This window comes from Sediminibacterium soli (assembly GCF_009939225.1).
Classification (GTDB): domain Bacteria; phylum Bacteroidota; class Bacteroidia; order Chitinophagales; family Chitinophagaceae; genus Sediminibacterium; species Sediminibacterium soli.
On record NZ_JAACJR010000008.1, the window covers coordinates 551273 to 577385 of the forward strand.

General features: G+C 51.6%; 19 protein-coding genes. 7 read left to right on the forward strand and 12 right to left on the reverse strand.

The window, feature by feature from the left end; all coding sequences use genetic code 11:
* The first annotated feature begins 2 nt into the window (after nt 1–2).
* A complete protein-coding gene (locus GWC94_RS09560) occupies nt 3–2381 on the forward strand; it encodes a TonB-dependent receptor (protein ID WP_161834808.1) in 2379 nt (792 codons plus the stop codon).
* Between the two features lie 137 nt (nt 2382–2518).
* On the opposite strand, the gene GWC94_RS09565 is transcribed toward GWC94_RS09560, so the two are convergent.
* The 4 genes from GWC94_RS09565 to GWC94_RS09580 all read right to left on the reverse strand — a co-directional run bounded on the left by GWC94_RS09565 (nt 2519) and on the right by GWC94_RS09580 (nt 5507).
* Entirely contained in the window at nt 2519–2824 is a 306-nt protein-coding gene (locus GWC94_RS09565) for a rhodanese-like domain-containing protein (RefSeq protein ID WP_161834809.1), read from the reverse strand.
* A 21-nt stretch (nt 2825–2845) separates the two neighbouring features.
* Nucleotides 2846–3667 (reverse strand): PASTA domain-containing protein, encoded by an 822-nt coding sequence (locus GWC94_RS09570; RefSeq protein WP_161834810.1) that lies wholly within the window; start codon nt 3665–3667, stop codon nt 2846–2848.
* A 147-nt stretch (nt 3668–3814) separates the two neighbouring features.
* A complete protein-coding gene (locus GWC94_RS09575; RefSeq protein WP_161834811.1) occupies nt 3815–4795 on the reverse strand; it encodes a D-alanine--D-alanine ligase in 981 nt (326 codons plus the stop codon).
* Between the two features lie 364 nt (nt 4796–5159).
* Nucleotides 5160–5507, reverse strand: a complete 348-nt coding sequence (locus tag GWC94_RS09580) for a 4Fe-4S dicluster domain-containing protein (protein WP_161834812.1) — start codon at nt 5505–5507, stop codon at nt 5160–5162.
* A 57-nt stretch (nt 5508–5564) separates the two neighbouring features.
* Between GWC94_RS09580 and GWC94_RS09585 the strand changes: the two genes are divergently transcribed.
* Together GWC94_RS09585 and GWC94_RS09590 are read left to right on the forward strand one after the other, a co-directional pair.
* Nucleotides 5565–6563: an acyl-CoA reductase gene (locus GWC94_RS09585; protein WP_161834813.1), complete on the forward strand. Its 999-nt coding sequence runs from the start codon at nt 5565–5567 to the stop codon at nt 6561–6563.
* Nucleotides 6564–6893: 330 nt separating this feature from the next.
* Nucleotides 6894–8414, forward strand: coding sequence for a S1C family serine protease (locus GWC94_RS09590; RefSeq protein ID WP_161834814.1), 1521 nt, complete (start codon nt 6894–6896; stop codon nt 8412–8414).
* A 123-nt stretch (nt 8415–8537) separates the two neighbouring features.
* Here the strand turns inward: GWC94_RS09590 and GWC94_RS09595 are convergent, their stop codons facing one another.
* Nucleotides 8538–9803 carry an alpha-amylase family glycosyl hydrolase gene (locus GWC94_RS09595; protein ID WP_161834815.1) on the reverse strand — a complete coding sequence of 422 codons (1266 nt, stop codon included), beginning with the start codon at nt 9801–9803 and terminating at the stop codon, nt 8538–8540.
* A gap of 46 nt (nt 9804–9849) precedes the next feature.
* Between GWC94_RS09595 and GWC94_RS09600 the strand changes: the two genes are divergently transcribed.
* Complete coding sequence (locus GWC94_RS09600) at nt 9850–11184, forward strand: APC family permease (protein ID WP_161834816.1); 1335 nt, start codon at nt 9850–9852, stop codon at nt 11182–11184.
* A gap of 165 nt (nt 11185–11349) precedes the next feature.
* Here GWC94_RS09600 and GWC94_RS09605 read toward each other — a convergent pair whose 3' ends face one another.
* The 4 genes from GWC94_RS09605 to GWC94_RS09620 form a co-directional block, all read right to left on the reverse strand.
* Nucleotides 11350–13071, reverse strand: coding sequence for a sodium:solute symporter (locus GWC94_RS09605; RefSeq protein ID WP_161834817.1), 1722 nt, complete (start codon nt 13069–13071; stop codon nt 11350–11352).
* Between the two features lie 133 nt (nt 13072–13204).
* Entirely contained in the window at nt 13205–13351 is a 147-nt protein-coding gene (locus GWC94_RS09610; protein WP_161834818.1) for a hypothetical protein, read from the reverse strand.
* Between the two features lie 2 nt (nt 13352–13353).
* Nucleotides 13354–15897, reverse strand: a complete 2544-nt coding sequence (locus GWC94_RS09615) for a PIG-L family deacetylase (protein ID WP_235918502.1) — start codon at nt 15895–15897, stop codon at nt 13354–13356.
* A gap of 193 nt (nt 15898–16090) precedes the next feature.
* Nucleotides 16091–18583, reverse strand: a complete 2493-nt coding sequence (locus tag GWC94_RS09620; RefSeq protein WP_161834819.1) for a M14 family metallopeptidase — start codon at nt 18581–18583, stop codon at nt 16091–16093.
* 165 nt (nt 18584–18748) lie between these two features.
* Between GWC94_RS09620 and ggt the strand changes: the two genes are divergently transcribed.
* Nucleotides 18749–20470: a gamma-glutamyltransferase gene (gene ggt / locus GWC94_RS09625; protein WP_161834820.1), complete on the forward strand. Its 1722-nt coding sequence runs from the start codon at nt 18749–18751 to the stop codon at nt 20468–20470.
* Between the two features lie 41 nt (nt 20471–20511).
* The gene (locus tag GWC94_RS09630; protein ID WP_161834821.1) at nt 20512–21051 is read left to right on the forward strand and encodes a DUF1572 family protein; all 540 of its coding nucleotides are present in this window, start codon (nt 20512–20514) and stop codon (nt 21049–21051) included.
* A gap of 65 nt (nt 21052–21116) precedes the next feature.
* On the opposite strand, the gene uxuA is transcribed toward GWC94_RS09630, so the two are convergent.
* Complete coding sequence (gene uxuA / locus GWC94_RS09635; protein ID WP_202628700.1) at nt 21117–22304, reverse strand: mannonate dehydratase; 1188 nt, start codon at nt 22302–22304, stop codon at nt 21117–21119.
* Nucleotides 22305–22452: 148 nt separating this feature from the next.
* Here uxuA and GWC94_RS09640 point away from each other — a divergent pair, with 148 nt between their 5' ends.
* The gene (locus tag GWC94_RS09640; RefSeq protein WP_161834822.1) at nt 22453–23277 is read left to right on the forward strand and encodes an SMP-30/gluconolactonase/LRE family protein; all 825 of its coding nucleotides are present in this window, start codon (nt 22453–22455) and stop codon (nt 23275–23277) included.
* Between the two features lie 105 nt (nt 23278–23382).
* Here the strand turns inward: GWC94_RS09640 and GWC94_RS09645 are convergent, their stop codons facing one another.
* Nucleotides 23383–25398 (reverse strand): sensor histidine kinase, encoded by a 2016-nt coding sequence (locus tag GWC94_RS09645; RefSeq protein ID WP_161834823.1) that lies wholly within the window; start codon nt 25396–25398, stop codon nt 23383–23385.
* A gap of 104 nt (nt 25399–25502) precedes the next feature.
* On the reverse strand, nt 25503–26081 hold the full coding sequence (locus tag GWC94_RS09650) for a YhcH/YjgK/YiaL family protein (RefSeq protein ID WP_161834824.1): 579 nt from the start codon (nt 26079–26081) through the stop codon (nt 25503–25505).
* Between the last annotated feature and the right edge of the window lie 32 nt (nt 26082–26113).

The window sequence follows — 26113 nt, forward strand, 5'->3', positions numbered from 1 at the left end:
ACATGAAAAAGTTTTTGGGAACAAGCGTGCTGGCATTGATCCAGTTCTTTGTCATCGCACAAACCAGAACCCTCGTTTCGGGGTCCGTAACGGAAACCAAGGGCGCGCCGGTTGCCGGCGCCGTTATTTCACTGGGCAATCACCAATCCATTGCCGATGAACAGGGCAAATTCCAGCTGGGCCGTGTGGCTGCCGGTGTGTACGAGCTTACGGTCAGCAGCCTGGGATACAAAACCCACCGGCAGCCGGTTACCGTAACTGCGGCGCCCGTTGCCCTTTCCATTGTACTTAACAGCCAGCCGCTTTTTCTGCAGCCACTGGAAGTGCGCTCTGTACGCGCGTCCGACAAAGCGCCTTTTGCCAAAACGGAACTGTCCAAAGCCGAGATCGAGAAGAACAATCTCGGGCAGGATATTCCCTTCCTGCTCAACCAGACCCCTTCTGTGGTGGTTAACTCCGACGCGGGTAACGGGGTTGGCTATACGGGTATCCGCATCCGCGGCTCCGATGCCACACGCATCAACGTAACGCTGAACGGGATTCCGTACAATGATTTCGAAAGCCTTGGCACCTATTTCGTAGACCTGCCCGATTTTGCTTCATCGGTAAGCAATATCCAGGTGCAGCGCGGTGTGGGAACTTCCTCCAACGGCGCCGGCGCTTTTGGCGCCACGCTGAACCTGGCCACCAACGAATACCGCGAAAAAGCCTATGCGGAACTCAACAACAGTTACGGCTCTTTCCAGACCTGGAAGAACACGCTGAAACTCGGCACCGGTTTGATGGGCGGACATTTTACGGTTGACGGAAGACTGAGCCGCATCAGCAGCAACGGCTATATCGAGCGCGCCAGCAGCGACCTGAAATCGTTTTACCTGAGCGGCGCCTATATCAACAACAAATCCTCCCTCAGGCTGAACATTTTTTCGGGAAAAGAAAAAACCTACCAGGCCTGGTACGGTGTGCCCGAAAATATGCTGGGCACCAACCGCAGGTTTAACCCCGCCGGAACCGAGAAACCGGGAACGCCGTACGATAACCAGACAGACAACTACACACAAACCCATTACCAGTTGTTCTTCAACCATTCGTTCAATACAAAATGGTCGTTCAATACTGCAGCATTTCTTACCAGGGGAAAGGGGTATTATGAAGAATACAAGGCGGGACAGGCATTTGCCGACTACGGATTACCGAATGTGGTCAGCGGCGGCACCACGGTGACAAAAGCAGATCTTGTGCGCAGGAGATGGCTGGACAATTATTTTTACGGACAGATCGCTTCTGTTCAGTATAAGGGAGAAAAAGATGAGTGGGTGCTGGGCGGCGGCTGGACCAAATACGACGGCGGTCATTTCGGAACCATTCCCTGGATACAGACCGGCAGCGTACCCGCCGGTTACCGGTATTACGATTATCCGGCCGTAAAAAAAGACCTGAACCTGTATGCCAAATGGCAGCACGAGATCGCGCCGCGGTGGTATACGTTTGCCGATATCCAGTACCGCAGCGTAAGCCATAACATGAGCGGGTTCGAAGGAAATGCAAAGCTGTTGGTAAACAGACGTTTTGATTTTGTCAACCCGAAAGCAGGTATCAGTTACCAGGCACGTAACGGCATGCTGGCCTATTTCAGCTATGCACTTGGTCATAAAGAGCCCAACCGCGACGATTTTCAGGCAAGCCCTGTTTCGCAGCCAAAGGCCGAAGCCATGCACGATGTTGAACTGGGTGTTGAAAAGAAAACCGGCAGGTTCCAGTATGGGGCCAACCTATATTACATGTATTACCTGAACCAGCTGGTACTGACGGGGCAGATCAATGATGTGGGCGCTTATCCCAGGATCAATATTCCCCGCAGCCACCGCATGGGCATCGAGCTGCAGGGCGCAGTAAAAGCGGATTCATGGATCCATATCGCCGCCAATCTTACACTAAGCAGCAACAAGATCGGGTCGTTTACAGAATACCTCGATAACTGGGACAACGGCGGACAGAATGCCCTTGCACACAGCAATACCGATATTTCTTTTTCACCGGCTGTGATCGGCGGCGCCACTATTACCTTATTGCCGGCGAAGGATGTTGATATCAGCCTGCTGAGCAAGTATGTGGGCAAACAGTATATGGACAACACGCAAAATGAAAAAAGAAAGCTCAATGCTTTCTTCACAGAAGATATCCGCGCCGGCTGGACCGTCCGCAAATTCCTGTTCTCGGAATGGCGTATCACAGCCCAGGTCAACAATCTCTTCAACACCCGGTACGAACCAAACGGCTATACCTACAACTACATCTACAACAGCACCCTCAACACCGATAACGGCTACTACCCCATGGCGGGAAGGAACTTTATGGTAGGGATGAATGTGAAGCTGTAGAACAAGGGAACAAGGGAACAGATGAACAAGGAACAGATGAATATCGAACAGATGAACGGGAAGAAAAAACGGGTGACCAGGTAACAGTTCCTATCCGATCATCTGTTCCTTGTTCATCTGTTCGATATTCTCGTTATTCACTTATTCTTTTCCTGCCACGCCAACATTCCGCCGGCTACGTTGACCAGGTTTTTATAACCGAGGGTTTCCAGGATAAGACAGGCCTGGCCGCTGCGGTTGCCGCTGCGGCAGTATACATACACCGTTTCGTCTTTGAGGTCATCTATATCTTCTACCTGCATGGTCTGCACTTTGCCAAGTGGCAGCAGGATACCGCCGATATTGAATTCGGCATGTTCATGCGGTTCGCGTACATCTACCAGGTTAACCGGCTCGCCGGCGTCTATTTTTGATTTGAGTTCTTCCACTGTGATGGTTTGCATAAAAAGAGTTTGTTGAAAATACTATTGCAAGGTATCGCGTAACGGCGAATTGCCGCTGATATAAACATCCATCAACTGCCCGGGCCGCACTTTATTGGGCACCCTGGCGCCCGAAGCACTCAGGGAATCGGACAGAGGCTCCGGACTTTGTCTTACCACATACGCCGATGATGAGTCCTTGATGCTGCCCATAGGCAGCACAGCCCCGATATTGATGCCAAGCGGCAGCAGATAAGCGCGCGCTTCGGCCAATGTCATGCCCACCACATCGGGTATGTTCGCCTGGCTGGGACCTTCGCCGCTGCCGAGTACAAAACTGATCGCTGAACCGATGGGTATTCGGGTGCCGGGTGCAATGGGTGCATCGTTAAACAACTGTTCCAGCACGGAGTTGCGCGCGATATCGGGTTTATACGTAACATATCCCAGTCGCAAACCAAGACTCTGCAAATACATCTCCGCGCTCTTGATCGAAAATCCTGCCAGGTTGGGCATTTCCACCTGCGGGGCTATGCTCCTGTTGATGGTAAGATAGATGGTACGTCCGGTTTTCACCATTGCATCGGCTTCGGGTGTTTGTCTTACCACGGCCTGTTTGGCAATGCTGTCGATATAGATCGAATCCTGTATCACCACATCAAATCCCCTGTCTTCCAGCATTTTGGTGGCTGCTGTGATGTTCTGTCCCATTACAGAAGGCACTTTCTCGTACTTCCCATACCGGGTAAGCCAGGAAAGCGACAAAAAGAACAGGAATACCAGTATGATCACCACCCCCAAAGCCACCAGTATATTCATCCAAAGCGGTTTGCTGGTCACGTATTTTTCGATGAATGCCTTCATAAACAATAACGCTGATTCCTTTAAGCGATCAATCAGCAGGTAAGATATTCAATAATCGGGTGCCGGATGGGATAAAAATAATAATCTATTGCGAAAAATTGGTTGGTAGAAGTTTTACAGAGCAACTACAGACCATGGATCACAACCCTACCCCAATGCCTGTTCAATAATGGAGGAATAGAAGTCTTTCAGGCTCTGTCCCATGGCCCTTACCTGTTGCGGAATCACGCTGGCTTCGCTCTGGCCGGGTACGGTGTTCACCTCCAGCATAAAGGGCCGGTCCGCGGTCATGTTATAAATAAAATCGATCCGCACCACGCCGCGGCAGTTAAGCACTTCGTACACACGCCTGGCGGCAGCTTCCAGTTTTTCCTGCATGGCTGCATCGATCTGCGCCGGGGTGATCTCTTCGCTCCTGCCCTGGTATTTTGCCTCGAAATCAAAAAACTCGTTCTTGGTGATGATCTCCGTAATCGGCAATACCTGAATACCGGCATTATTGCGCACCACGCCGATGGTGAATTCCCTGCCGCTGATAAATTCCTCCACCAGCACCTGGTCGTCTTCTTTGAATGCCTTGTCAAGCGCCGCTGCCAGTTCGCCGGCCTCATTCACCTTGCTCATGCCGATACTGCTTCCGCCGTTGTTGGGTTTTACAAATACCGGCAGGGAAAGCTGGGCAAGTATCTCGTTGGGGGCAACCGGGGTATGTTTGAAGAGATGCATCGACCTGGCCACACTGATACCGCCAAAAGAAGCCACCGCCACAGTATACCTTTTGTTGAAGGTAAGCGCCGAAGTGGCGGCGTCGCAGCTGGTGTACGGAATACCCAGCATATCGAAATAGCCCTGCAGTTTGCCATCTTCTCCGGGCGTGCCGTGGATGCAAAGCAGGATCACATCAAAATTGATCTTAGCGCCGTTATCGGTCACCGAAAAATCATCCCGGTTCACTTTTGACTTTTCGCCGTTCGCAGCCTCATACCACCAGCCTTCGGAATTGATATCGATGCGGTACAGGTCGTATCGTTCCCTGTCTACATTATTACCGACAGTAATGGCGCTCTTATAACTGATCTGTGCCTCACCGCTTAATCCGCCGGTGACAAGGGCTACTTTTTTCTTCATGAAGGAAATGATTGAGCAGCAAATATAGGGGATGGTGGGACGTGGGGAGTGAATCGTGAGGCGTGAGTTGTACCGGGCGGGGGTGTTTGCTGCAGGTCAGGGGTGTGCTATACGTTTCGGGGTTCCACAGGTCTGAAGACTGACGACTGACATCTGACGGCGTTCCCCCCCGGCTTCCTGCATAAAAAAAGGTGAAGAAAGTAATTTCTTCACCTCACGTTAGCGGGAAATATCACCCACTGTTAGCATTTGTTGCTTTGTGAGCAACAATTCAATTAATACTTCGATTAATTACCCTAAAGATAAGGCGCCTGTTTCTGAAATGCAAGGAAACGGTGTTAAAGTTTAGCACACCGCCTGTGCATTAAATGTGCATTTTCGCCTTCTTGCCCAGGAGTTCGTCAACGGTTTCGCGGTACATTTCATCGGGTACACAGCAGTCAACCGGACAAACGGCCGCACACTGCGGTTCTTCGTGAAAACCCTGGCATTCCGTACACTTGTTGGGTGTGATATAGTAAGTATCCACGCTGATGGGCGCAAAACGTTCCTCGGCGTCTACGGTGGTACCGTCCATTAAAGTAAAACTGCCTTTTACCGTTGTCCCGTCTGAAACAGACCATTCCACACCACCTTCATAGATCGCATTGTTGGGACACTCGGGTTCGCAGGCCCCGCAGTTGATGCATTCTTCCGTGATTTTAATAGCCATAGAAAAAGGTTTATTGGGTTAGTGATACATTTGCTGATTCAAAAATAAGGCTGCGCGATGACTTTACAAGAACGAATTATGCTGATGGCCCGCCTGGGCGAATATATGCGGGGAGATGATGAGTCCTGGCTGATGACAAAGGAAAAAGCCTGCCATGAAAACGCCTGGTTTGTACCGGAATTTATCGAGAAAGCCGTGAACAGCATCAGCACCCGTTTTCTGCAACCGTCATTATTGCAGGAATGGGCGGCGGCCTACCGCATTCCTGACACCCAACAAAATCCTAAAACCATCGGCGTGGTGATGGCCGGAAATATTCCGCTGGTGGGGTTTCACGACCTGCTTTGCGTGTTCATCAGCGGACATACACTGGTGGCCAAGACCGCTTCAAAAGACGAGGTGCTGCTCAAACACCTGGTGGCCCTGCTGATCGAATGGGCGCCCGCCGTATCAGACCATATCCGGTTCGCCGAACAGCTGTCGGGCTGCGATGCCTATATCGCCACCGGCAGTAACAACTCGGGCCGTTATTTTGACTACTATTTCGGCAAATACCCGAATATCATCCGCAGGAACAGGACTTCCGTTGCCATTCTCGACGGAACGGAAACCCGCGAAGAGCTGAAAGCGCTGTGCGAAGACATACAGACCTATTTCGGCCTTGGCTGCCGCAATGTGACCCAGTTGTTCGTGCCGGCGCATTACGACTTTATCCCGCTGCTGGAACTGCTGCGCAGCTACGATTATTTTATGCAGTTCCACAAGTACAAACACAACTACGATTATCACCTGGCGCTGCTGATCATGGGCAACAGGTATTACATGACCAATGATGCCGTGATACTGGCCGAGAACGCCTCGCCCTTTTCACCCGTAAGCCAGGTGCATTACACCTACTACAATAAAAAAGAGGAGGCCGGCGCCATCGTAAACAACAACGGCGATATCCAGTGCGTGATGGGTCATGGATATATCCCTTTCGGCGCTGCCCAGTCCCCATCGCTTACCGATTATGCGGATGGGGTGGATACGATGCGGTTTCTGGCGGGGCTGTAGTAAATTCCGGATTAGTGGATGGCGGATTAGTGGATTTGGGGCTTTTTTACCGAGAGATGCTGAGATAGACGGACGGGCGCGGAGGAGAATCTGACGATAGGACCATCCGTTAATCCATGAATTCCTGTCATTCATCCAAACTGAGGGCGATTATGGGCGCAATCCGCTAACTTTAGCTTATGCCGGGCACACCAAGTACGATAACTCTCGTAAAATATTTGTTAAATGGTTTTTCCGGGATGCTGACAATTAAACAGCTTCGTTTATTTGTTATCAGAAAGGCATACAATTTGAACTGTTCATCATCTCATTAAAACAAAGGAAAAGAACATGAATCTCAAGAACATTATCGCCGTAGTAGGCATCAGCGCCGCTACCGCCGTTTTGAGTGTGTGGGGTTTCAGCAAATACCAGCAAGGCCGGTATGCAGGCATACAGGATGGAAGCAAACTTCCCGTAAACTATGCAGGCTTTTTTGGCAACAACGGCGCTCCCGCCACGGCTGTTGATTTTACACCCGCTGCAACAACCGCCACACCCGCTGTTGTGCACATCAAAACAAGGACAAAAGCCCGCCAGGTAAGCAATAATTCCAGCCGCCGTAACCCGTTTGCCGACCTGTTTGGCGATGATTTCGGCGACTTCTTCGGCGGCCCGAGGGTTATACCCGAACAGCGTGCCAGCGGCAGCGGTGTGCTGATCACAGACGACGGTTATATCGTTACCAATAACCATGTGGTGGACAATGCAGACGAACTGACCGTTACACTTTCCAACAAGAAGACCTATAAAGCCACCGTAGTGGGCACCGATCCCAGCAGCGATCTTGCCGTGATCAAAATCGAAGGCAGGGGTCTACCCTACCTTGTTTACGGCAACAGCGATGATACCAAACTGGGTCAGTGGGTGCTTGCCATCGGTTATCCGCTGAACCTGGATGTAACGGTAACCGCGGGCATCATCAGCGCAAAATCCAGGTCTATCGGCATCAACAGGCAACAGAGCGGAAGTCCGGTGGAATCTTTTATCCAAACGGATGCGGCGGTTAACCCCGGCAACAGCGGCGGCGCCCTGATCAATACCAATGGTGAACTGATCGGCATCAACTCCGCCATTGCCTCTCCCACCGGTTCCTATGCAGGGTATTCCTACGCAATACCCGTGAACATCGTGAAAAAAGTGATCACCGATATCGTGAAATTCGGAACGGTGCAGCGGGCCTATATCGGTATCAATTACCTGAGCGAGAACCTGCCGGAAGAACAGATCAAACAATTTGAAAAAGAATCCGGTCTTACCTACCGCGAAGGCGAAGGTGTTTTTGTGACAGATGTGCCCGAAGGCGGCGCAGCTGTGGCGGCCGGACTGAAAAAAGGCGATATCGTTACCAAGATCAACGGCGTAACTGTTTTCAGCGGACCCGAACTGCAGGAGCAGGTATCGCGTTACAAACCCGGCGATAAGATCTCTCTTACGTTCACGAGGGCCGGAAAAGAAAATACCGTGAACCTGACTTTGAAGAACAGGGCAGGCAACACAGACATGGTTAAGAACACCAGTATTTTACAGCGGCTCGGTGCTGAACTGGTTAATGTAGACAGCAAAACCGCGGCCGCCAACAAGATCGAAGGTGGCGTGGTGGTAAAAAAGATCGGTGACGGATTGCTGAAGCGGACACGCATGCAGGAAGGATTCATCATCACCACGGTGGAAAACCAGGAAGTGAAAAATGTGAACGATCTCGACAAACTGCTGACACAGTTCAAAGGCCGCAGGATCAAGATCGAGGGCGTGTACCCGGGATACGAGAACACCTATCCCTACCCGCTCGACCTGAGCGATGTTGAATAAACAAACCGACAACAGACATACAAAAGGGCTTTCCTCCGGGAAGGCCCTTTTTTTCTCCCTGCAACCCGTCGTGTTGACATACTCCCGGCATTGGGGGCTGTTGCGGGTACGAAAGACAGGGATTTAGGGAATACGTTGGTAAACAAAATACTCCCCGGCCTGCAGCTCGAAGGTTTCATCATCTTTGAAAGAGAAAACAAGCCCGGAAAACAGGTTCCGGAAATCTCCGTTCAGCCAGGGGTGTGATACCCGGACAGACAGACGGTTATCTTTTGATACATTCAGTATCACCAGCACCACATCGTTACCGTTACGGCGCAGGTAGACCATAAGCTGGTTATCATAAGCAGATGGAAGAATAAACGTTTCACCCGAACGGATTGCCGGGTTATTGCGCAGAGAGAGCAGCGCCTTGTAAAACCCTGCTAACTGCAGGGGCTGGTTCCATTCGATCGGGTCTTTGTCGAAGAACTTCAACCGTTTCTGGTTGGGGCTCTCCTGTCCGCTGTAAATAAGCGACAGGCCTGTCCATGTATGGGCAAACACCGCCCATGGCAGGGCGGCACTTCCGTATTTTTCATACTCGGAACCGTTCCAGCTGTTTTCATCGTGGTTGGAGGTAAAGAAAAGTTTCCAAGCATCCTCGGGGTATTGCGAGTAGGCGTGCAATAGGTTGCGCATGTCTGCAAGTGTGTCCCTTCCTTTGGCATGACCCTCGCTTACATGCATCCACCACCAGCTATAGCTTGCGTCGAATACATCGTGGTATTCCACCACCTCGCACTCGGCCAGCCAGAACAGGGGTTTGACAGCATCGCAGGCGGTGCGTGCTTCTTTCCAGAAATCCAGCGGCACCAGGTGCGCCATATCGCAACGGAAACCGTCGATATCGCAGGCATCGATCCAGAACCGCATGGAATCGATCATGGCCTGCCGCATTTCTGCCGAGGTAAAGTCCAGGTCGATCACATCATGCCAGCCGTTTTTCTCGGTAAAATTTCCCTGTTCATCTTTGAGATACCAATGAGGGTGTTCCAAAGTCCATTCATGATCCCAGCCTGTATGATTGGCCACCCAGTCGATGATCACTTTCATTCCCGATGCATGGGCTGCAGTGACCAGCTGCCTGAAATCGTCAACGGATCCGAATTCGGGATTAACGGCGGTATAGCTGCTGCAGGCATAATAGCTGCCCAGTGTTCCCTGCCGCTCGCGAATGCTGATGGGTGTAACGGGCATGAACCAGAGTATCTCCACACCCATTTGCTGTAACCGCGGAAGATGCGCGGCGAACGCGGCAAAATTTCCTTCCGGCGTATACTGCCTGATGTTTACCTCATAGATGTTTGATCCTTTCGCCCACTCAACTGTTGAAAACTTTCTACGCATAATCGTATTGTCTGCTTACTAATGAAATAGTTTTATACCCAAGCACATGAGCGAGCAACCGAAACTGGAAAGAAAGATAAGCCTTTTACAGGCCACTGCCATTAACATGACAGATATGGTGGGCATCGGCCCCTTTGTGGTGCTTAGCGTGGTGGCCGAAACCATGCAGGGGCCCTGGTTTCTGTATGCATGGATCGCCGGCGCTGTTTTGTCTTTTATCGACGGTATGGTCTGGAGCCAGCTGGGCGCCACCTACCCGCTTGCGGGCGGCAGTTACAATTTTCTCCGCGAAGGCTATGGCCCCCGGCTTGGCAAACTGATGAGTTTTCTTTTTGTATGGCAGACCATGATACAGGCGCCGCTGGTGATCGCTTCCGCCGCCATCGGTTTTGCCCAATACAGCGGCTACCTTATTCCGCTGAACGAATGGCAGGGAAAATGCATCAGCGGATCACTGGTTGTGGCCATTGTGCTGCTGCTGTACAGGAAAACAGAAGCGATCGGAAAGATCAGCGTATTGCTTTGGGTAGGCGTGTTGGTAACCATGGCCTGGATCATCGGCGGCGGTGTGCTGCACGGCCGTTTCCTGGAACCGCTGAAACATATCAACGAGGGACTGACCATCGATCATGCATTTGCTGCCGCGCTGGGTTTTGCCAGTGTGAAAACGGTATACAGCTATCTCGGTTATTACAATGTGTGCCTTCTCGGCGGCGAGATCATCAACCCGCAGAAAAATATCCCGCGAAGCATGTTCATTTCCATCGCCGGCATCGCGGTATTGTACCTTGCCATGAATATCAGCGTGGCCTCCGTGCTGCCTTTTGATCAGATCAGGCAGAGCAGGTTTGTGGTGAGCGAATTTATACAGTCGCTCGCCGGCTCTGCCGCAGCCCGGATCGCAACAGGACTGATCCTCTGGGTGGCGTTTGCTTCTGTGTTTTCCGCAACGCTGGGGTACAGCCGTATCCCGTATGCCGCCGCGAGCGACGGCGCTTTTTTCAGTGTATTTGCAAAACTGCATCCCACCAAACACTTCCCGCATGTTTCGCTGCTGTTCCTGGGCGCGGTGGCTTTTGTGTTCAGCCTGCTGTTCAAACTGCGCGATGTGATCGATGCCATTCTTGCCATGCGTATCCTGGTACAGTTTATCGGGCAGGGCATCGGTTTGCTGCTGCTGGTAAAACGAAAAGGCCGGCAGCATTTTGCCTGGCGCATGCCGCTGTATCCCCTGCCGGTTCTTCTGGCCATTGGTATCTGGGGGTATATTTTCTTCTCCACAGGACAGAAAATGATGCTCGGCGGACTGATCGTAATTCTGTTAGGACTGGCGGCATACCTGATCAAAGCAAAACGCAACAGGGAGTGGCCGTGGGGGTAAAAATTACGGATTAGCGGGTCATGCATTAGCGGATTGCGGATTTGCGGATTATGGATTCGTAGATTCACGAATGAAGACCGGGATTTTTTGGGTGGTGTTTCGATTTTTTTGCGACCGGCTGTTTTTGGGAATCCCTAATCTGCGAATTCACTAATCCGCAATCCGCTAATCTTTCTTACGCGAAGGGAGGATCGGTTGAATCAGGAGGGCCAGGAGCACGACGGCGACCGCTCCCACCACGTTCAGCCAGAGAAAGCCGAGACCGATGATATTGTATCTGTCGAGGAAAAAGAAAGCGATAACGATGAGTTCACCGAGAATGGCAGAGATGAATACAGCCGTACCGCCGATGCGTTTCAGGTAAAAAGCCACCAGGAAAATACCGAGTATAACACCATAGAACAACGATCCCAGCACATTCACCGCTTCTATCAGGCTGCCCATGCCTGTGGCAAATTCGGCGGTGATCACACAGAAGATACCCCAGGCAAGCGTATAGTATTTGGAAACCTTATATTCTTTTATGCACTGCTCTTCGTGCGTTATATCCTTTGCCCGCCTGCCGAGCCGCAGGTGAAAATCGATCACGGTACAGGAGGCCAGTGAATTCAGCGCCGCAGCGATGGAGCCCCAGGCCGCGAGGAAAATGATCGCGATCAGCAATCCGACCAGGCCTTTCGGAAGAAAATCCACCACGAAGCGAAGGAAAATATAATTCGTATCGCTGGTGTCGGAGGAGGGCAGCGCTTTTTTCAGCACCGACCGGTATTCGGCCTGTGTGGCAGACAGCGCCGTGGCGCCGGCGGCCAGGCTTTCTTTATCACCAGCCGTTTCCGCAACCGCGTATTTCTTGCCGATCTCGTGTTGTCTCGCCTGCTGCCTGTTGAATTTTTGTTCGATGCGGAACAGCGTATCACGGTAAGGCGTTGCCATTGCCTTCTCCTTTACCGCGTTGTTAAAAAATACCGGCGCATCGTTGAACTGGTAAAAAGTAAACAGCAATGCCCCGATAAGCAGGATCAGGAACTGCATCGGCACTTTTACCAGTCCGTTCATCAGCAGCCCGATACGGCTTTCGCGGTTGCTTTTTGCCGTCAGGTAACGACCCACCTGCGACTGGTCTGTTCCGAAATAAGACAAGGCCAGGAAAAAACCGCCGATAACGCCGCTGATCAGGTTGTACCTGTCTTTCCAGTCAAATCCTTTTTCGGAGACACCGGTTGTGATCACATTCAGTTTTCCGGATGCCCCGCTTACTTTCAGGGCATCAGTAAACCCGACGCCTTCCGGCAGGTAATGCACGATCAGGTAACCGGCAATGAACATGCCGATGAAAATGATCAGTAACTGCAGCTGCTGTGTATACGCCACCGCCCTGGCGCCGCCACTGACAGTGTAAATGATCAGCAAGCCACCCATAACGATATTGGTCCAGAAAATATCCCAACCCATCAGGGAAGAAAGGATGATCGAAGGCGCATAGATGCTGATACCGGTTGACAACCCCCTTGACAGCAGAAACAGGAAGGAAGTGAATGTACGTGTTTTGAGATCGAAGCGCTGTTCAAGAAATTCATAGGCGGTGAATACTTTTACCTTGTTGAACAGCGGCACAAACGTGATACAGATCACCACCATGGCCAGGGGCAGACCAAAATAGTACTGCACAAACCGCATCCCGTCTGTAAACGCCTGTCCGGGCGCCGACAGAAACGTAATGGCGCTGGCCTGTGTTCCCATTACGCTGAGCAGCACGATATACCAGGGCATACTCCTGTTGCTCAGAAAATATCCTTCAAGATTTTTTTCCGTACGGCTTTTATACAGGCCATATGCGATGATGGCCAGTAAAGTGATGGCAAGTACTATCCAGTCGATCCGGCTCATGAAAAATAATTGGTGAACCATGCAAACCCGGCAATCAGCAACAGCAGCACGCCTATCACCAGCAGGTACCAGCGCTGCCAGTAAGCTTTGTCCATATCGTGGTTCTTATCTGTCAAGGTTAGCAGATTATATTTTATCGTTTCCCGCTGATCAGGCCGCCGGCGATCAGTCCCAGGCCAAGCCCGACGATCAGTCCCAGCCGCACATTCTTCAGTAAAAACCCGATAGCCAGTGCAATCAGCAATATGGTGAGCACACTTACCCTTCTTCTACCCTGCATGGTTATTTTGTTTTTGACAATGCAATGATGTTCGCCAGCAGGCGATAAGCTCCCGGCACGCCTGCGGGCAACTGGCGGAACAGGACAAGACTCACATACGTAAACCTGCCCTTACCGTATTTTGCCGTAATCAGGCTGCCGTTGCTTTGCCGTTCACCGGTATCGTTCATGCCCAGCGGGGCCTCAAAAGCAGTATCCATCTGGTCTGCCTGGTAAGTGCTGCGCTCCTGTATCCATCCCGCAAAATCGTTTTCGGTGATCTTGTTGGGATAATTCAATACCGGGTGCTGCGGCAGCAGGAAATTCACGGGCGCTTCCTCTTCGGTAACGCGCGATCCGGTGCTGATCGAGAAAGGATACGGCCCCAGCCTCAGTCTTCTGGCCCCGATCGTATTGCTCTTGATATACTGCGAAACCAGGTTGCCGCCGTTCTTTACATAATTGTTCAGTACATCGTTCTTATCGCTCAGCCATTCAAAAATATTATGCGCCCTTACGCCGATCACAATGGCGTCAAACTGCCGCAGGTTGTTATCGGTGATATCGTGTTCTCCCAGCACTTCCACTTCGTATCCCATTTCTGTGAGCGCCTCGGGCAGTTTATCGCCCGCGCCATTGATATAACCGATCTTCCTGCCCACGGTACGCACTTCTTCGTTTACAAAATGAATACGGTCTTTGAACGAATAATGAATGGTGGGAATATGATCGTATGCGACTGTTTTGAAATACTGCGAGTTCACATAGTTCTTTTTATCGACCCATATACCCATGGCCGATTCGATATCGGTGCCTTTGGAAGGATTGTAATATTTTTTCAGCGGCAGACTTACGGTATAGGTCTTCCCTTTCTCAAAATCGCGGGGTTGGTTGGAGAAAGCAGGTTTTAAAGTATCCTGCAGAATATGAAGCGTAGTGGGCACATTCTGCTGAGTGAAATTGGAGCGGTAGGTCACTTTAATGGAATCATTGGCCACTTTTCCGTTCTCCCCCCGAACATTCATGAGGGCCACATGCGGACTCATAGAGATGGAAAGATGCGGTATCATCACAAAGGGCTGATACACTTCTCCCTTTACAGGATCTACGTATTTATATTGTACGGGTCTGGTTATCCTGAACTCCACGCCTCCGATCTCAAAATGGAAACTGGCATTGAACAGGGCATCGTTCCATGCCTTTCCAACCAGCAGCGGGTTGGTGATCGTAAAATTGCCCGGCTTCTGCGGCTGCTGAAGCCAGTAAGGTTGCGTCATGTTTTCGATCTTGGGCTCTCTTGCCTGTTCCCTGATATCGAAATTATAATTCCGGTTCTGTTCCAGTTGCTGATTGGGGTCAATCTTCACAAAATCGATGCCCACCGAACTGAGTTTCACAGGAACATTGTTTCGTTTATTGACAGACACGCTTACCAATGCGGTATCGTTCTGCAGCACATACTCTTCGCGTGTGGTGGCTTCGGCAAAAATGCCGCTGCAGTTAATGATCAGTTCCTTTAACTCACCCATTTTTTTCGACCACCAGACGCCATGATCGGTGAGTCGCTGAATTGTTTTATAAAGATCCACCAGGCTGTCAACAGAATTTTCAGGGTGCTCAAAATTGTATGTCCCCAGTATCCGCCCGATCTTTGCTTTAACCGCTGCCCCGCCTTCTATCCTTGTCCAGTCGGTGGTAATATCCTCCATCAGGTCGTTGCGCGGTGTATCGCCACCCGTGGTCATGAAATTCTCGATGATCTCCCCGCGTCTGCGCGGTCTTCCCTCTCCCTGGCTTTTATGCATCGATCTTGCTTCGCCGCCCAGTTCGCCCGAGCTTTTACCCAGCAGGGGATCAAATCCGCCCACATCTATTTTCAAAGGTCCCGATACCGTATTGGCGCCGAAGTTGAAGCCGTTCAGCAATATGCGTTTTGCCTGCCATACGGTAACGCCGCGTTTGAACTGTTCCGGAAAACGGGCGGGGTCTGCCGCGGCGGTAAAGGCCTCGTTAGCCAGTATGGCCGATGCCCAGTGATGTCCATGACCCGCACGCGCATCGGCCGGAAAACGGGTAATGATGACATCCGGCTGAAACTTCCTGATCACCCAAACGATATCGGAAAGCACCTGCTCTTTGTCCCATATACGCAGCGCCTCGTTTGAATTCTTGCTGAAACCGAATTCGTAGGCGGAAGAAAAATATTGCTCCGCGCCGTCGATCTGCCGTGCAGCCAGTAACTCTTCCGTGCGGATCATGCCCAGTTCAATACCCTGCTCGCTGCCGATGAGGTTTTGTCCGCCGTCTCCTCTTGTCAGGCTGAGGTAGCCGGTACGGTATAATTTTTCTTTTGCGAGATAGGGAAGAAAGCCATTGTTCTCATCATCCGGGTGTGCAGCCACATAGAGTACGCTGCCCAGCACATTCAGTTTCCGGATCTGGTTATAGATCTCCGCGCTGGTATAAGCGGGCGGTGCCACCTGCGCTGTAAGCGACGATACCAATAAACAAAAGAGAATGCAATACCCCGAACGGATCGCTTTGAAAGGAAGGATCATATAGCTCATCTTGATTGGTCATACCGAAGATAGGTTTCCTTGCGGTATTGGGCATACCGTTAAACAAAAAGCCGCTCCGGATCGGCCAAAAGCCATTTCCACAGGAAGAACTTACCCGTACCAAGCCGGCAACGCTGCTGCACCGGCGTTTCGGCTTTTGATCGTTGACTTTTGATTTTTGATTTTGGGTTCCCGACCCAGCCTACTGCCCCACCAGGAACACGGCATTTGAAAACAGCAGTCTGCCGTTTTCCCAGAAATTGCGGAACAGGGGATCTTCTGCAAAATACACCACGCTGCCGCTGCCCATATCCTGTACACCGAACACCATACCATCCTTCAGCCTGTTTTTTACTTTTACGCCGGTAAAACCGGTGATGTAGGCTTCTTTTTTCATCACACCCACATTCCATCCTTCTTTCAGGAAATCGAATACACCGCCATCCTGTTTCAGCGTAAAATAAAAATCGGGATACCCGAATGCCAGGGGATGTGTATTATCCAGCTCCAGTTTATAAATAGCCCCGGGAATGGTATTGCTGATATACTGTGTTTCCCTGTCGCCGTATTTTTTCAGGTTGGCGTATTCGTTCTTGTCTTCGTTCTTGTCTTCTTTTGCTTTAATACCCCAGTCGGCCGATGCCAGTACCGAAATGGCATTATCGATGGCAATCAGTTTGCCGCCGCCGCGTACAAAATCTTTCAGTCTGTCGCTGCCCGCTTTGTCAGACAGCGAACGGTAACTGCCGTCCGGCATGATCAGCACCTGGAAATTTTTCAGGTTGGCCCTGGACAGATCGGATACATTGATAACGGTTACCGGGTAATCGAGTATCTGTTCAAAAAAATGCCATACCTCTCCTGCGCCAAGCGAAGAAACCTGCTCGCCGCTGAGCACCGCCACTTTCAGCGGTGTAATGGTTTTTACATCCGGCGATCCGAAGTCCGCACCCTTATCCATAAAACCGGTCTGAACCGCCACTGGCTGCACGTTGAATTTTTTGGCTGCCTCATTCACCACCTGGTTCCAGCCGGCGGGATTACCGGTTCGGAGAACGATCAGTGTACCGCGGTCGTAAGTCTTCCCGCCATAACTGAACGGCTTTTCTGCAAAACGTACTTTGATATGGTTCTTCAGCAGGTAAGCGATGGTCTGCGCCGCGCTGAACGACTGATACGGAATCAATACACCGTAATCCGAGCTGGTGCCGGTTACCGTATTTCCCGCCTTCCATTGATTCGTTATATCCAGTTTTTCCTTTACAGCATAGCCTCTTACCCCGTAGGCATACGGAATGGCCCAGGCCGTGATATCGTAGGTATTGGAGTCGGTCACCACGGTTTTCGGCTCCATCAATACCCTTGCCAGGATGGATTTGGACTGGTAGGCGCTGATGGCCACATGGTAGCCTTCGTCGGCATAGGTTTCGTCTTTCCCCGTATTGTAATTAAATCCGCGGAAGTTTTTCGTGCCAAGGGTTCCATATTCGATACCATTCTGTTCGAGCAGTCCGATCACAGACCTGATCTTGTTTTCATCGCGTGAAGTAAGTACATAGGCTTTGTATTCCGAGCCCCTGGCATCGCGGCCGTCGGCAAAATACCGGCGGTATTCGTCGATCAGTTTCTGTTTGTTTTTGGATGCGGTCTCGATGGTGGACAGACCCGTGGTAAAATGATGTGTTGCCCGGTCGAGCAGGGTAAGCGTATCACCGTCGGATTTTACGATGGCCAGTCCCGACCGGCCGCCGCCACCCTGTTCGAATGTCATACCGATAGAACCGTTGTAAATAGGATAGGTATCGCCGTAGGAAGGATACAGCAGGTCAAATCTTTCCTTGGTAAAGAAAAGCCAGCCGTTCTGGTCAAAATACCTGGCATTGTTTCTGCCGATCATCACCTGGAAATCGCGCTGCCAGGGTGTGATCGCTTCGTGAAGCGGATCTGCGGCCGGGGCAAAATAATAGGGTTCGTTGGCCCCCTGCTCATGAAAATCCACATGCACCTGCGGCAGCCACTGGTTGTATTTTTTTACGCGCTGGCGGCTCTCCACCTGTGTCTGCCATGCCCAGTCGCGGTTCAGGTCAAAATTATAATGGTTGCTTCTGCCGCCGGGCCAGGGTTCAGTATGCTCACGTGCAATGGGATCGGCATTGGCATTTTTACCTACCGTTCCGTTGAACCAGTTCACATAGCGGTCGCGGCCGTCGGGATTGATGCAGGGATCCATGACTACCACGGTATTCTTCAGCCATTCTTTTGTTTGGGTATTGGCGGGGTCTGCCAGCGCGTAGAGTGTCATCAGCGCCGCCTCCGAAGAAGAGGTTTCGTTACCGTGCACATTGTAGCTCAGCCATACGATGGCGGGCGCCTGTTCTGCAGCACCGTTACCGCTGCCTATGCCGGCAAGCTGCAGGTTATTGGTACGGATGGCTTCGAGGCGGCTGCTGTTTTCCGGAGAGGAAATAAATGCCAGCAGCAGTTCGCGGCCTTCGTTGGTCTCTCCGTATTTTTCCAGCTTCACCATATCCGGTCTGGCCTGCGCCACCGCCCTGAAATAATCGACAATACGATGGTGGCGCGTATAACGCTGCCCGATCTTATACCCCAGGAACTGCTCGGGACTCTGCAGCCCCTGTGCGGATAAACCATATACAACAGCAGTCAGACAACAGCTAAGCAGTAGTTTTTTCATAATGGAAAACGATTGTAATCGGAAATAGGAAAAGGGAAGATAAGCAAGGCAGGGTAAAAAGCAAAAATGCCGCTTCGCCAGGTGTATTACCCGCCTGGTGCGAGCGGGTTACCGATTTCTGCCGCTGCATACAGGATTGCATGGCGAATTTCATACCTTTCTGTTATGAGAAAAAGTTTTATCCTGTTGCTTGTGCTGGCAGGGCAGCAAACCCTGTACGCGCAGAAAATACCGTCTATTGTCGGTCCCGGAAAAGCGATCAATCCGTACCGGTATTCGATCGTAAAAAAAGCCGATTACCGCAATGCATCGGTGAGCAGCGCACATCCGCTGGCGAGTATGGTGGGCGCGGCCATCATGAAGAAAGGCGGCAACGCATTTGATGCAGCGATCGCCACACAGCTGGCGCTGGCGGTGGTATATCCGGGCGCAGGCAATATTGGCGGCGGTGGTTTTTTACTGGGGCGAAAAACAAACGGTGAACTGATCGGTATCGACTACCGCGAGGCGGCTCCGGAGAAAGCGGGCCGTGATATGTACCTCGATAAGAATGGCAATGTACAGCTTACACTCTCGCAGAACGGGCACCTGGCATCGGGCATACCCGGCACGGTTGCGGGACTGTTTGCCACCATGCCCTATGCCAAGCTTCCTTTTGCGCAGTTGATACAACCAGCCATCGACCTGGCCGAAAAAGGTTTTGCGATCACCGAGCGCGAAGCATCGGGCCTGAACGCATCCAAAGCCTCATTTATCAAATACAGCACCAGGCCGGGTGCATTTGTAAAAGAGACAGGCTGGAAAACAGGCGATACGCTGGTGCAGAAAGAACTGGCGGCAACTTTAAAACGGATACAGAAAGACGGTGCCATGGGTTTTTACGGCGGCACAACAGCGCAGCTGATTGTGGAAGAAATGCAGCGCGGCAACGGTATCATCAGTATAGACGACCTGAAAAACTATACAGCCAAACTCCGTAACCCGATCGGATTCGATTACCGCGGTTACCGGATCGTAAGCTTTGCCCCGCCCAGCAGCGGTGGCATTCTCATAGCCCAGATGCTGAAGATGATAGAGAAATACCCGGTAAAGGATTACGGTTTCCAGACGGCCAAAAGCGTGCAGCTGATGGTGGAAGCAGAACGAAGGGCGTATGCAGACAGGGCCGAGCATCTTGGCGATCCCGATTTTTACAAAGTGCCGGTACATACACTGATCAGCGAAAACTACCTGCAGCAACGCATGAGCGACTATACCCCCGATAGAGCCGGCAGCAGCGCCGGTGTCAGGGCCGGGGTGATCAGGGAAAGCGAAGAAACCACGCACCTGAGTATTGTAGACGCTGCAGGAAATATGGTGGCCGTAACCACCACACTCAACGGCGGTTACGGCAGCCATACCGTGGTAGCCGGCGCGGGTTTTATCATGAACAATGAAATGGACGATTTCAGCGCCAAACCCGGCGTTCCCAATATGTACGGCGCCATCGGCGGCGAGGCAAACGCCATCATTCCGGGCAAGCGCATGCTGAGTTCCATGACACCTACGCTGGTGCTGAAAAACAACAAACCTTATGTGGTGATCGGCACCCCCGGCGGCACCACCATTCCCACCTCGGTATTCCAGGGCATTGTGAACATCATTGATTTTGGCATGAGTGCAGACGATGCGGTCAACAAACCGAAATTCCATCACCAATGGTACCCCGATGAAGTGGCGCTGGAAAAAGATTTTAACCCCGACGTCAAAAAACAGTTACAGGCCATGGGATACAAGCTTACCGAACGCGGCGCCATAGGCAGAACGGAAGCGATACGCCTGTTACCGAATGGAAAAAGAGAGACCATTGCCGACAAACGCGGCGACGATGCCGTTGCAGGGTTCTGATTATACATGCCGCTCTGCTGATCAACTTAAAAAAATAACAGATGTTGTTTGAAGAAGGTTTTCTGAAAGATGTTATCAAGCGCTTCCGCAGTTACAAGGAACTGGGCGATAAAACATTTGTGCAGCTGGAAGAGAAGGATTTTTTTTACCAGCCCGGCACCGCCAGCAACAGCATTGCGGTAACGGTAAAACACATGCACGGCAATATGCTCAGCCGCTGGACAAATTTTCTTACCGAAGACGGCGAGAAAACATGGCGCCGGCGCGATGCGGAATTCGAGGAAGGCCCCGGCAGCAGGGAGCATATACTGGCTTTATGGGAAGAAGGCTGGCAGTGCCTGTTTACCACTCTCGAAAGCCTCTCTCCCGCCGATCTGACCAGAACGGTTACCATCCGCACCGAACCGCTGCAGGCCTACGATGCCATCCTGCGCCAGCTGGCGCATTATCCTTATCATGTTGGGCAGATCGTATACATTGGCCGGATGATCAGGAACGAAAACTGGCAGTCGCTGAGTATACCAAAAGGCGATAGCCTGCAGTATCTCGAAAAAGTAAAAGGCGAACAGAAAAAAAGCTGAGCCGCTCAAATCCCTCACCCAACAATCAATCGGCAATCGTCCATCAGCAATCTCCCATCTGTCTTCTATTCCTGCATTTTTCTCGCAATCCCCCATTCCAGTCCGCGCAGCTCGGCCAGTCCTCTTAGCCTCCCTATGGCGGAGTAGCCGGGGTTTGTTTTCTTGTTAAGGTCATCCAGCATCTGGTGCCCATGATCGGGACGCATCGGTATGGCAGTTTCCCGTTGCTGCATACCCTTTACCACTTCCTTCATTACCGCGTACATGTCAACATCTCCTTCGAGGTGATTGGCCTCGTAAAAATTGCCTTCCGCATCGCGCTGCGTGCTGCGCAGGTGAAGAAAATGGATGCGTTCGCTCAACCGCTTCGCCATTCCCGGAAGATCGTTATCGGCACGAACGCCGAAGGAACCGGTGCAGAAGCAAAGTCCGTTCGACGCAGAGGGAACCGCCGCAAACAGCGCATTCACATCCGCCTCCGTGCTCACCACACGCGGCAATCCCAGGATAGGATAAGGCGGATCGTCGGGATGGATCGCCATCTTTACCCCTTCCGATTCTGCAACGGGGATGATCTGCTGCAGGAAAAAGACCAGGTTGCTTCTCAGTTTTTCCGCGTCGATGCCTTCATAGGCGCCGAGCGCCGCAGCAAACTGCCCGAGTGTAAAACTTTCTTCACTGCCCGGCAGACCGGCAATGATATTTCTCTGCAACAGTGTTTTCTGCTGATCGCTCATGGAGGCAAATTTTTCCTTTGCTTTCTTAAGCTGTTCCGGCGTATACGCCGCTTCGGCCCCCGCGCGCTGCAGCATCAGCACATCAAATGCAATGAACTCGATCTTGTCGAAGCGAAGCGCTTTGGAACCGTCATCCACGGTATAACTCAGATCCGTTCTTGTCCAGTCGAGCACCGGCATAAAATTGTAGGTAACCGTTTTTACCCCGCATGCCGCCAGGTTGCGAATAGACTGCTGGTAGTTGGCGATGTACTGCAGGTACTCGCCGCGCTGGGTTTTGATATGCTCATGCACGGGTATACTCTCCACCACATCCCAGCTGAGCCCGCCGGCTTCCACCTCCTGTTTTCTTTTCCTGATCTCTTCAACGGTCCATACCGTGCCGTTGGGTATATGATGCAGGGCCGTTACAACGCCTGTACAACCTGCCTGCCGGATATCGGCCAGGCTAACCGGGTCGTTCGGACCATACCAGCGCATGGTCTGCACCAGCGAGAAAAAAGTATTGTTTGTCATAGTCAAAATTGGCTGCTAAGATAAAGGCAAAGCCAAACACCGGGAATCGGTCGAACAGGATTTCTACGAAAATGATTTCGCTTTTTACTATGCCGCAACCCGGCTATTTTGTATTTTCCCTGTCCAATCACCAACAAAATCCATTCATATGAAACGGTTCGTTTGTTTTCTCAGCATCTGTTTTGTCCTGCCTGTCTGCCTGCCGGCACAGCACAAACTTGAAAAACTCTGGCAAACGGACACGATCGTTGCCATACCGGAATCGGTGCTGCCCGATCCTGCCAACCATATCCTGTACGTATCGCTGATCGACGGCAGCCCCTGGGAAGCAGACGGCAAAGGCGGTATCGGCAAACTCAGTACCGATGGCAAACAGTACAATGGCAGCTGGATCACCGGACTTAACGCCCCGAAAGGTCTGGGCAAACACGGTAACCGCCTGTATGTAGCCGATATCTCTGAAGTGGTGGTGATAGACATCGCCAAAGGCGTGGTGGAAAAAAAGATCGCCATTCCGGGTGCCACCGGACTGAACGATATTACTGTAGACGGCAACGGTGTGGTATATGTTTCCGATTCAAGAAAGGGGAATATCCACCGTATCGAGAACGATATGCCTTCTGTTTATCTCGACAACAAACCGGGTGTAAACGGTTTAAAGGCGATCGGCAGCGATCTCTATATCTTCAATGGCAAAAAATTTGAAAAAGCCGATGTCAATAAACTCATCACCCCCATTCTGGAGCTGGATGCCGGCGGCGATGGTATCGAACCCGTGGGCAATGGTGATTTTATCCTGACGATTTGGGGAGGTTATATCTATTATGCGCGTCCCGACGGACAAAAAGAGCTGTTGCTCGACACGCATCTAGAAAAAAAGAACACCGCCGATATCGGGTACGATGCCGCTAAAAAGATCGTATATGTTCCCACTTTCAATGCCAAGATGATCGTTGCGTATAAATTACTGTAATGATATATGGAAGGCTGATCAGTTGACCTGTTGACCGGATGAAGCGCAGACAGCGAATCGCCGGTCAGCAAGGCAACCCATCAACCTTTTGCACTGCACGCATATTCATTCGCCTGTTAAGGGATACTCGAGGCAAAAAGTGGTTCCTTCATTCTCCGCACTGGTATACGTGATGTGTCCGCCGGTTTCGCGCACCAGTTGGGATACGATCGAAAGACCCAGCCCGTAAGAAGGTTCACCGTAAGTGCCCATCCTTTTGAAGGAAGAAGCCTCATCCAGCAGTGCATTGCGTTTGTCTTCGGGTATGCCGATACCGTGGTCGATGATACATATCCGCAGCCTGTCATCCTGTTCCTCCATTTCGATTTTGATCTCTGCCCCATGCGGACTGAATTTAATGGCATTGTCGAGCAGGTTGTGAAAGATGCGCTGCAGTTTTTCGCGGTCCGATATCAGCTGCACCGGCAATGAATGCAGCGTCAGCGACTGCTGTTTTTCCGCAGCGCGGTAACGGAGTACGCCCACCGCATCCTGCAGCACTTCTGCAATGTCAACGGTTTCCTGTTTGCCTGCCGTTTCCCTGGCGCGGCCTTCGAGCAGTTCGTTGATCAGGGATTGAGAACTGGTGCCCGCCTTGATGATCATGTCCAGCACTTCGTGCCGCATCTCCGGTTCTACCTGGTCCTGCCTGAGCATTTTGGCAAGTGTGGTAATGGATCCCACAGGACTGCGCAGGTCATGTGCCACGATATGCATCAGTTGCCGTTTGTCGCGCCGCATCTGCTCCAGTTTCTCCAGTGTTTCCAGCAATGCGGCGTTCTTATCGGAAATATTCTTGTTAAGTTCATTCAGCGTGCCGATGCTTCTGCGGCTGCGCAGGTAATAAAACCATAGCAACCCGATGATCACCAGCAGCATGGCCAACCCGAAGGCGCCCAGTACCAGGTAGTCGTTCTTACGCCGGTTATCGTTTTCGAGCTGGTACTGGCGGCCCACCTGTTCCAGTGCATTGCCCACCGAAATCAGCGGGTTGGATATGGCGGGCATCAGTATCGAATCGTTGTATCGGTTGTATTCTAACAGGTACCGGTATGCCTGGCCCGAATCTTTCCGTGCTGCGGCATACTGTGTGCGCAGATCCAGGTAACGGCCCTTGAGTTCCGACCTGGGAAACGCCTTGCGGATCTCGTCTATTTTCGCCATCATCGGTGCCACACTGTCTGTTTTCCCTTCCGCCAGGTACAGACCGGCCAGTTTCACCATCGTATACCCTGCATCTTCCAGTATGTATCCCGGGCGGCTGTTGTAGGCAATGCTTTTTCTGAAAAGCGCCTTTGCTTCTTCGGTGCGTCCCAGTCTTGCCGCCACATCGCCCTGGTTACCGTAAACAACGGCCTTGGCTATCTCCATAAACGCCCTGCGTCCCGGAAACCTGTTCTCGTTACTGTCGATAAACACCAGCGCCTTACGGTAATAGGTCTCGGCGCTGTCGAGCCAGTTGATCCGGCTGTACATGATACCGATATTATCATAATTGGCCTGTATGGCGGCAAACCGCCAGAAAGAACTGTCCTGGCAGTTGTGGTACTCTGTAACGATAACCTTATAAAAATCCGCGGCTTCCTTAAAACGGCGCAGCCGGAAGCATACGGAAGCCAGCCTGGCTGTATAGGTGGGCAACAGGCAGGGATTGTTTTTTTTCAGCACCAGCTGTTTGGCCCGGAAGAAAAGGGTAAAAGCTTCGTCGTATCTGCGGAGACCGGTGAAAATATCGCCCCGCTGAAGGATGGCTTCGAGGTACTCCTCGCTTTCAAGACCTGCGTTTTCCGCCAGCGGCAGCAGCGAATCGGAGTAGCGCAGCGCCCTGGTAGAATTGCCGGTATTGGTTTGTGCATAGTTGGCCAGCAGGTAAAACCGCTCCCGCTCATCGCCCGGTGTTCTTCCCGGGAGCGACCGGTATACGGAATCGATTACCCGTTCAGCCAGCATACTGTCTTTTGGCTGAAACGACCGCTCTCCCAGCAACGTGGTGATCCTGTTGCCGGATACATTTTTTCCGGCGCGATCCTTACAGGCTGATATCCCACATACGAGAACGGCAAGCAATAGTAGTAAACACAAACCCCCCGGGCGCATACCCTAAGATACGGACTATCGTTTGCAGGAAAAAGTCGATTTCGGGAAGCAGGGGCCGGCGGTGACGGGTGTTAATCGTTTTGATGGGGTTAGTCGGCGTACCGTATTTTGATCACCAGTTTCTTAACCGGCTTGTTGCCGCCCGGGGTGATATTGGGCCGGTGCGCGTCGGAAGGGAAGAAAAGAAAGAAGGTACCGGGTACGGAATGCTCCATACTGCCTTCTGCCGTATAATTGGCCACGTCTTTTTTCTCATCGTATTCTTTGGTGACAACGGCTTTACTCACCGGGCAAACACCAATGATCTCCTCTCCTGAAATGATGTACTGCAGGTCGATGTATTTACGGTGTGATTCCCAGCTGGTTTTATCCAGGTCTTTGGAAGGATCCTCAGTTACCGATGCATATACGTTATTGCTGTCTATCGGGTATTTTCCTTTTGCCAGGTTTACCATGTCGTGGTTTTTCATAAAGGCAAATGCCGCATCCCAGCAGGCTTTGTTGCGCTGGTATTGTTGCCGGAACACCTCCAGGTTGGTGGCCCGGTGCGGCATCAGCGCCAGTCCGTTCGCCCACTCTTTTTTTGCCACCCATGCGCCGGCATCCTGGGCGATGGCCGCGGTTACCGTTATACAGACTGCGAAAAGGACAGATATGCTTTTTTTCATAAGATCGTATTATGTCTGCAAGGTAGCGGAAA

Coding starts and splice junctions, on each gene's coding strand:
- GWC94_RS09560 (WP_161834808.1), top strand. CDS start 3: ATGAAAAAGTTTTTGGGAACAAGCGTGCTGGCATTGATCCAGTTCTTT.
- GWC94_RS09565 (WP_161834809.1), bottom strand. CDS start 2,824: ATGCAAACCATCACAGTGGAAGAACTCAAATCAAAAATAGACGCCGGC.
- GWC94_RS09570 (WP_161834810.1), bottom strand. CDS start 3,667: ATGAAGGCATTCATCGAAAAATACGTGACCAGCAAACCGCTTTGGATG.
- GWC94_RS09575 (WP_161834811.1), bottom strand. CDS start 4,795: ATGAAGAAAAAAGTAGCCCTTGTCACCGGCGGATTAAGCGGTGAGGCA.
- GWC94_RS09580 (WP_161834812.1), bottom strand. CDS start 5,507: ATGGCTATTAAAATCACGGAAGAATGCATCAACTGCGGGGCCTGCGAA.
- GWC94_RS09585 (WP_161834813.1), top strand. CDS start 5,565: ATGACTTTACAAGAACGAATTATGCTGATGGCCCGCCTGGGCGAATAT.
- GWC94_RS09590 (WP_161834814.1), top strand. CDS start 6,894: ATGAATCTCAAGAACATTATCGCCGTAGTAGGCATCAGCGCCGCTACC.
- GWC94_RS09595 (WP_161834815.1), bottom strand. CDS start 9,803: ATGCGTAGAAAGTTTTCAACAGTTGAGTGGGCGAAAGGATCAAACATC.
- GWC94_RS09600 (WP_161834816.1), top strand. CDS start 9,850: ATGAGCGAGCAACCGAAACTGGAAAGAAAGATAAGCCTTTTACAGGCC.
- GWC94_RS09605 (WP_161834817.1), bottom strand. CDS start 13,071: ATGAGCCGGATCGACTGGATAGTACTTGCCATCACTTTACTGGCCATC.
- GWC94_RS09610 (WP_161834818.1), bottom strand. CDS start 13,351: ATGCAGGGTAGAAGAAGGGTAAGTGTGCTCACCATATTGCTGATTGCA.
- GWC94_RS09615 (WP_235918502.1), bottom strand. CDS start 15,897: ATGAGCTATATGATCCTTCCTTTCAAAGCGATCCGTTCGGGGTATTGC.
- GWC94_RS09620 (WP_161834819.1), bottom strand. CDS start 18,583: ATGAAAAAACTACTGCTTAGCTGTTGTCTGACTGCTGTTGTATATGGT.
- ggt (WP_161834820.1), top strand. CDS start 18,749: ATGAGAAAAAGTTTTATCCTGTTGCTTGTGCTGGCAGGGCAGCAAACC.
- GWC94_RS09630 (WP_161834821.1), top strand. CDS start 20,512: ATGTTGTTTGAAGAAGGTTTTCTGAAAGATGTTATCAAGCGCTTCCGC.
- uxuA (WP_202628700.1), bottom strand. CDS start 22,304: ATGACAAACAATACTTTTTTCTCGCTGGTGCAGACCATGCGCTGGTAT.
- GWC94_RS09640 (WP_161834822.1), top strand. CDS start 22,453: ATGAAACGGTTCGTTTGTTTTCTCAGCATCTGTTTTGTCCTGCCTGTC.
- GWC94_RS09650 (WP_161834824.1), bottom strand. CDS start 26,081: ATGAAAAAAAGCATATCTGTCCTTTTCGCAGTCTGTATAACGGTAACC.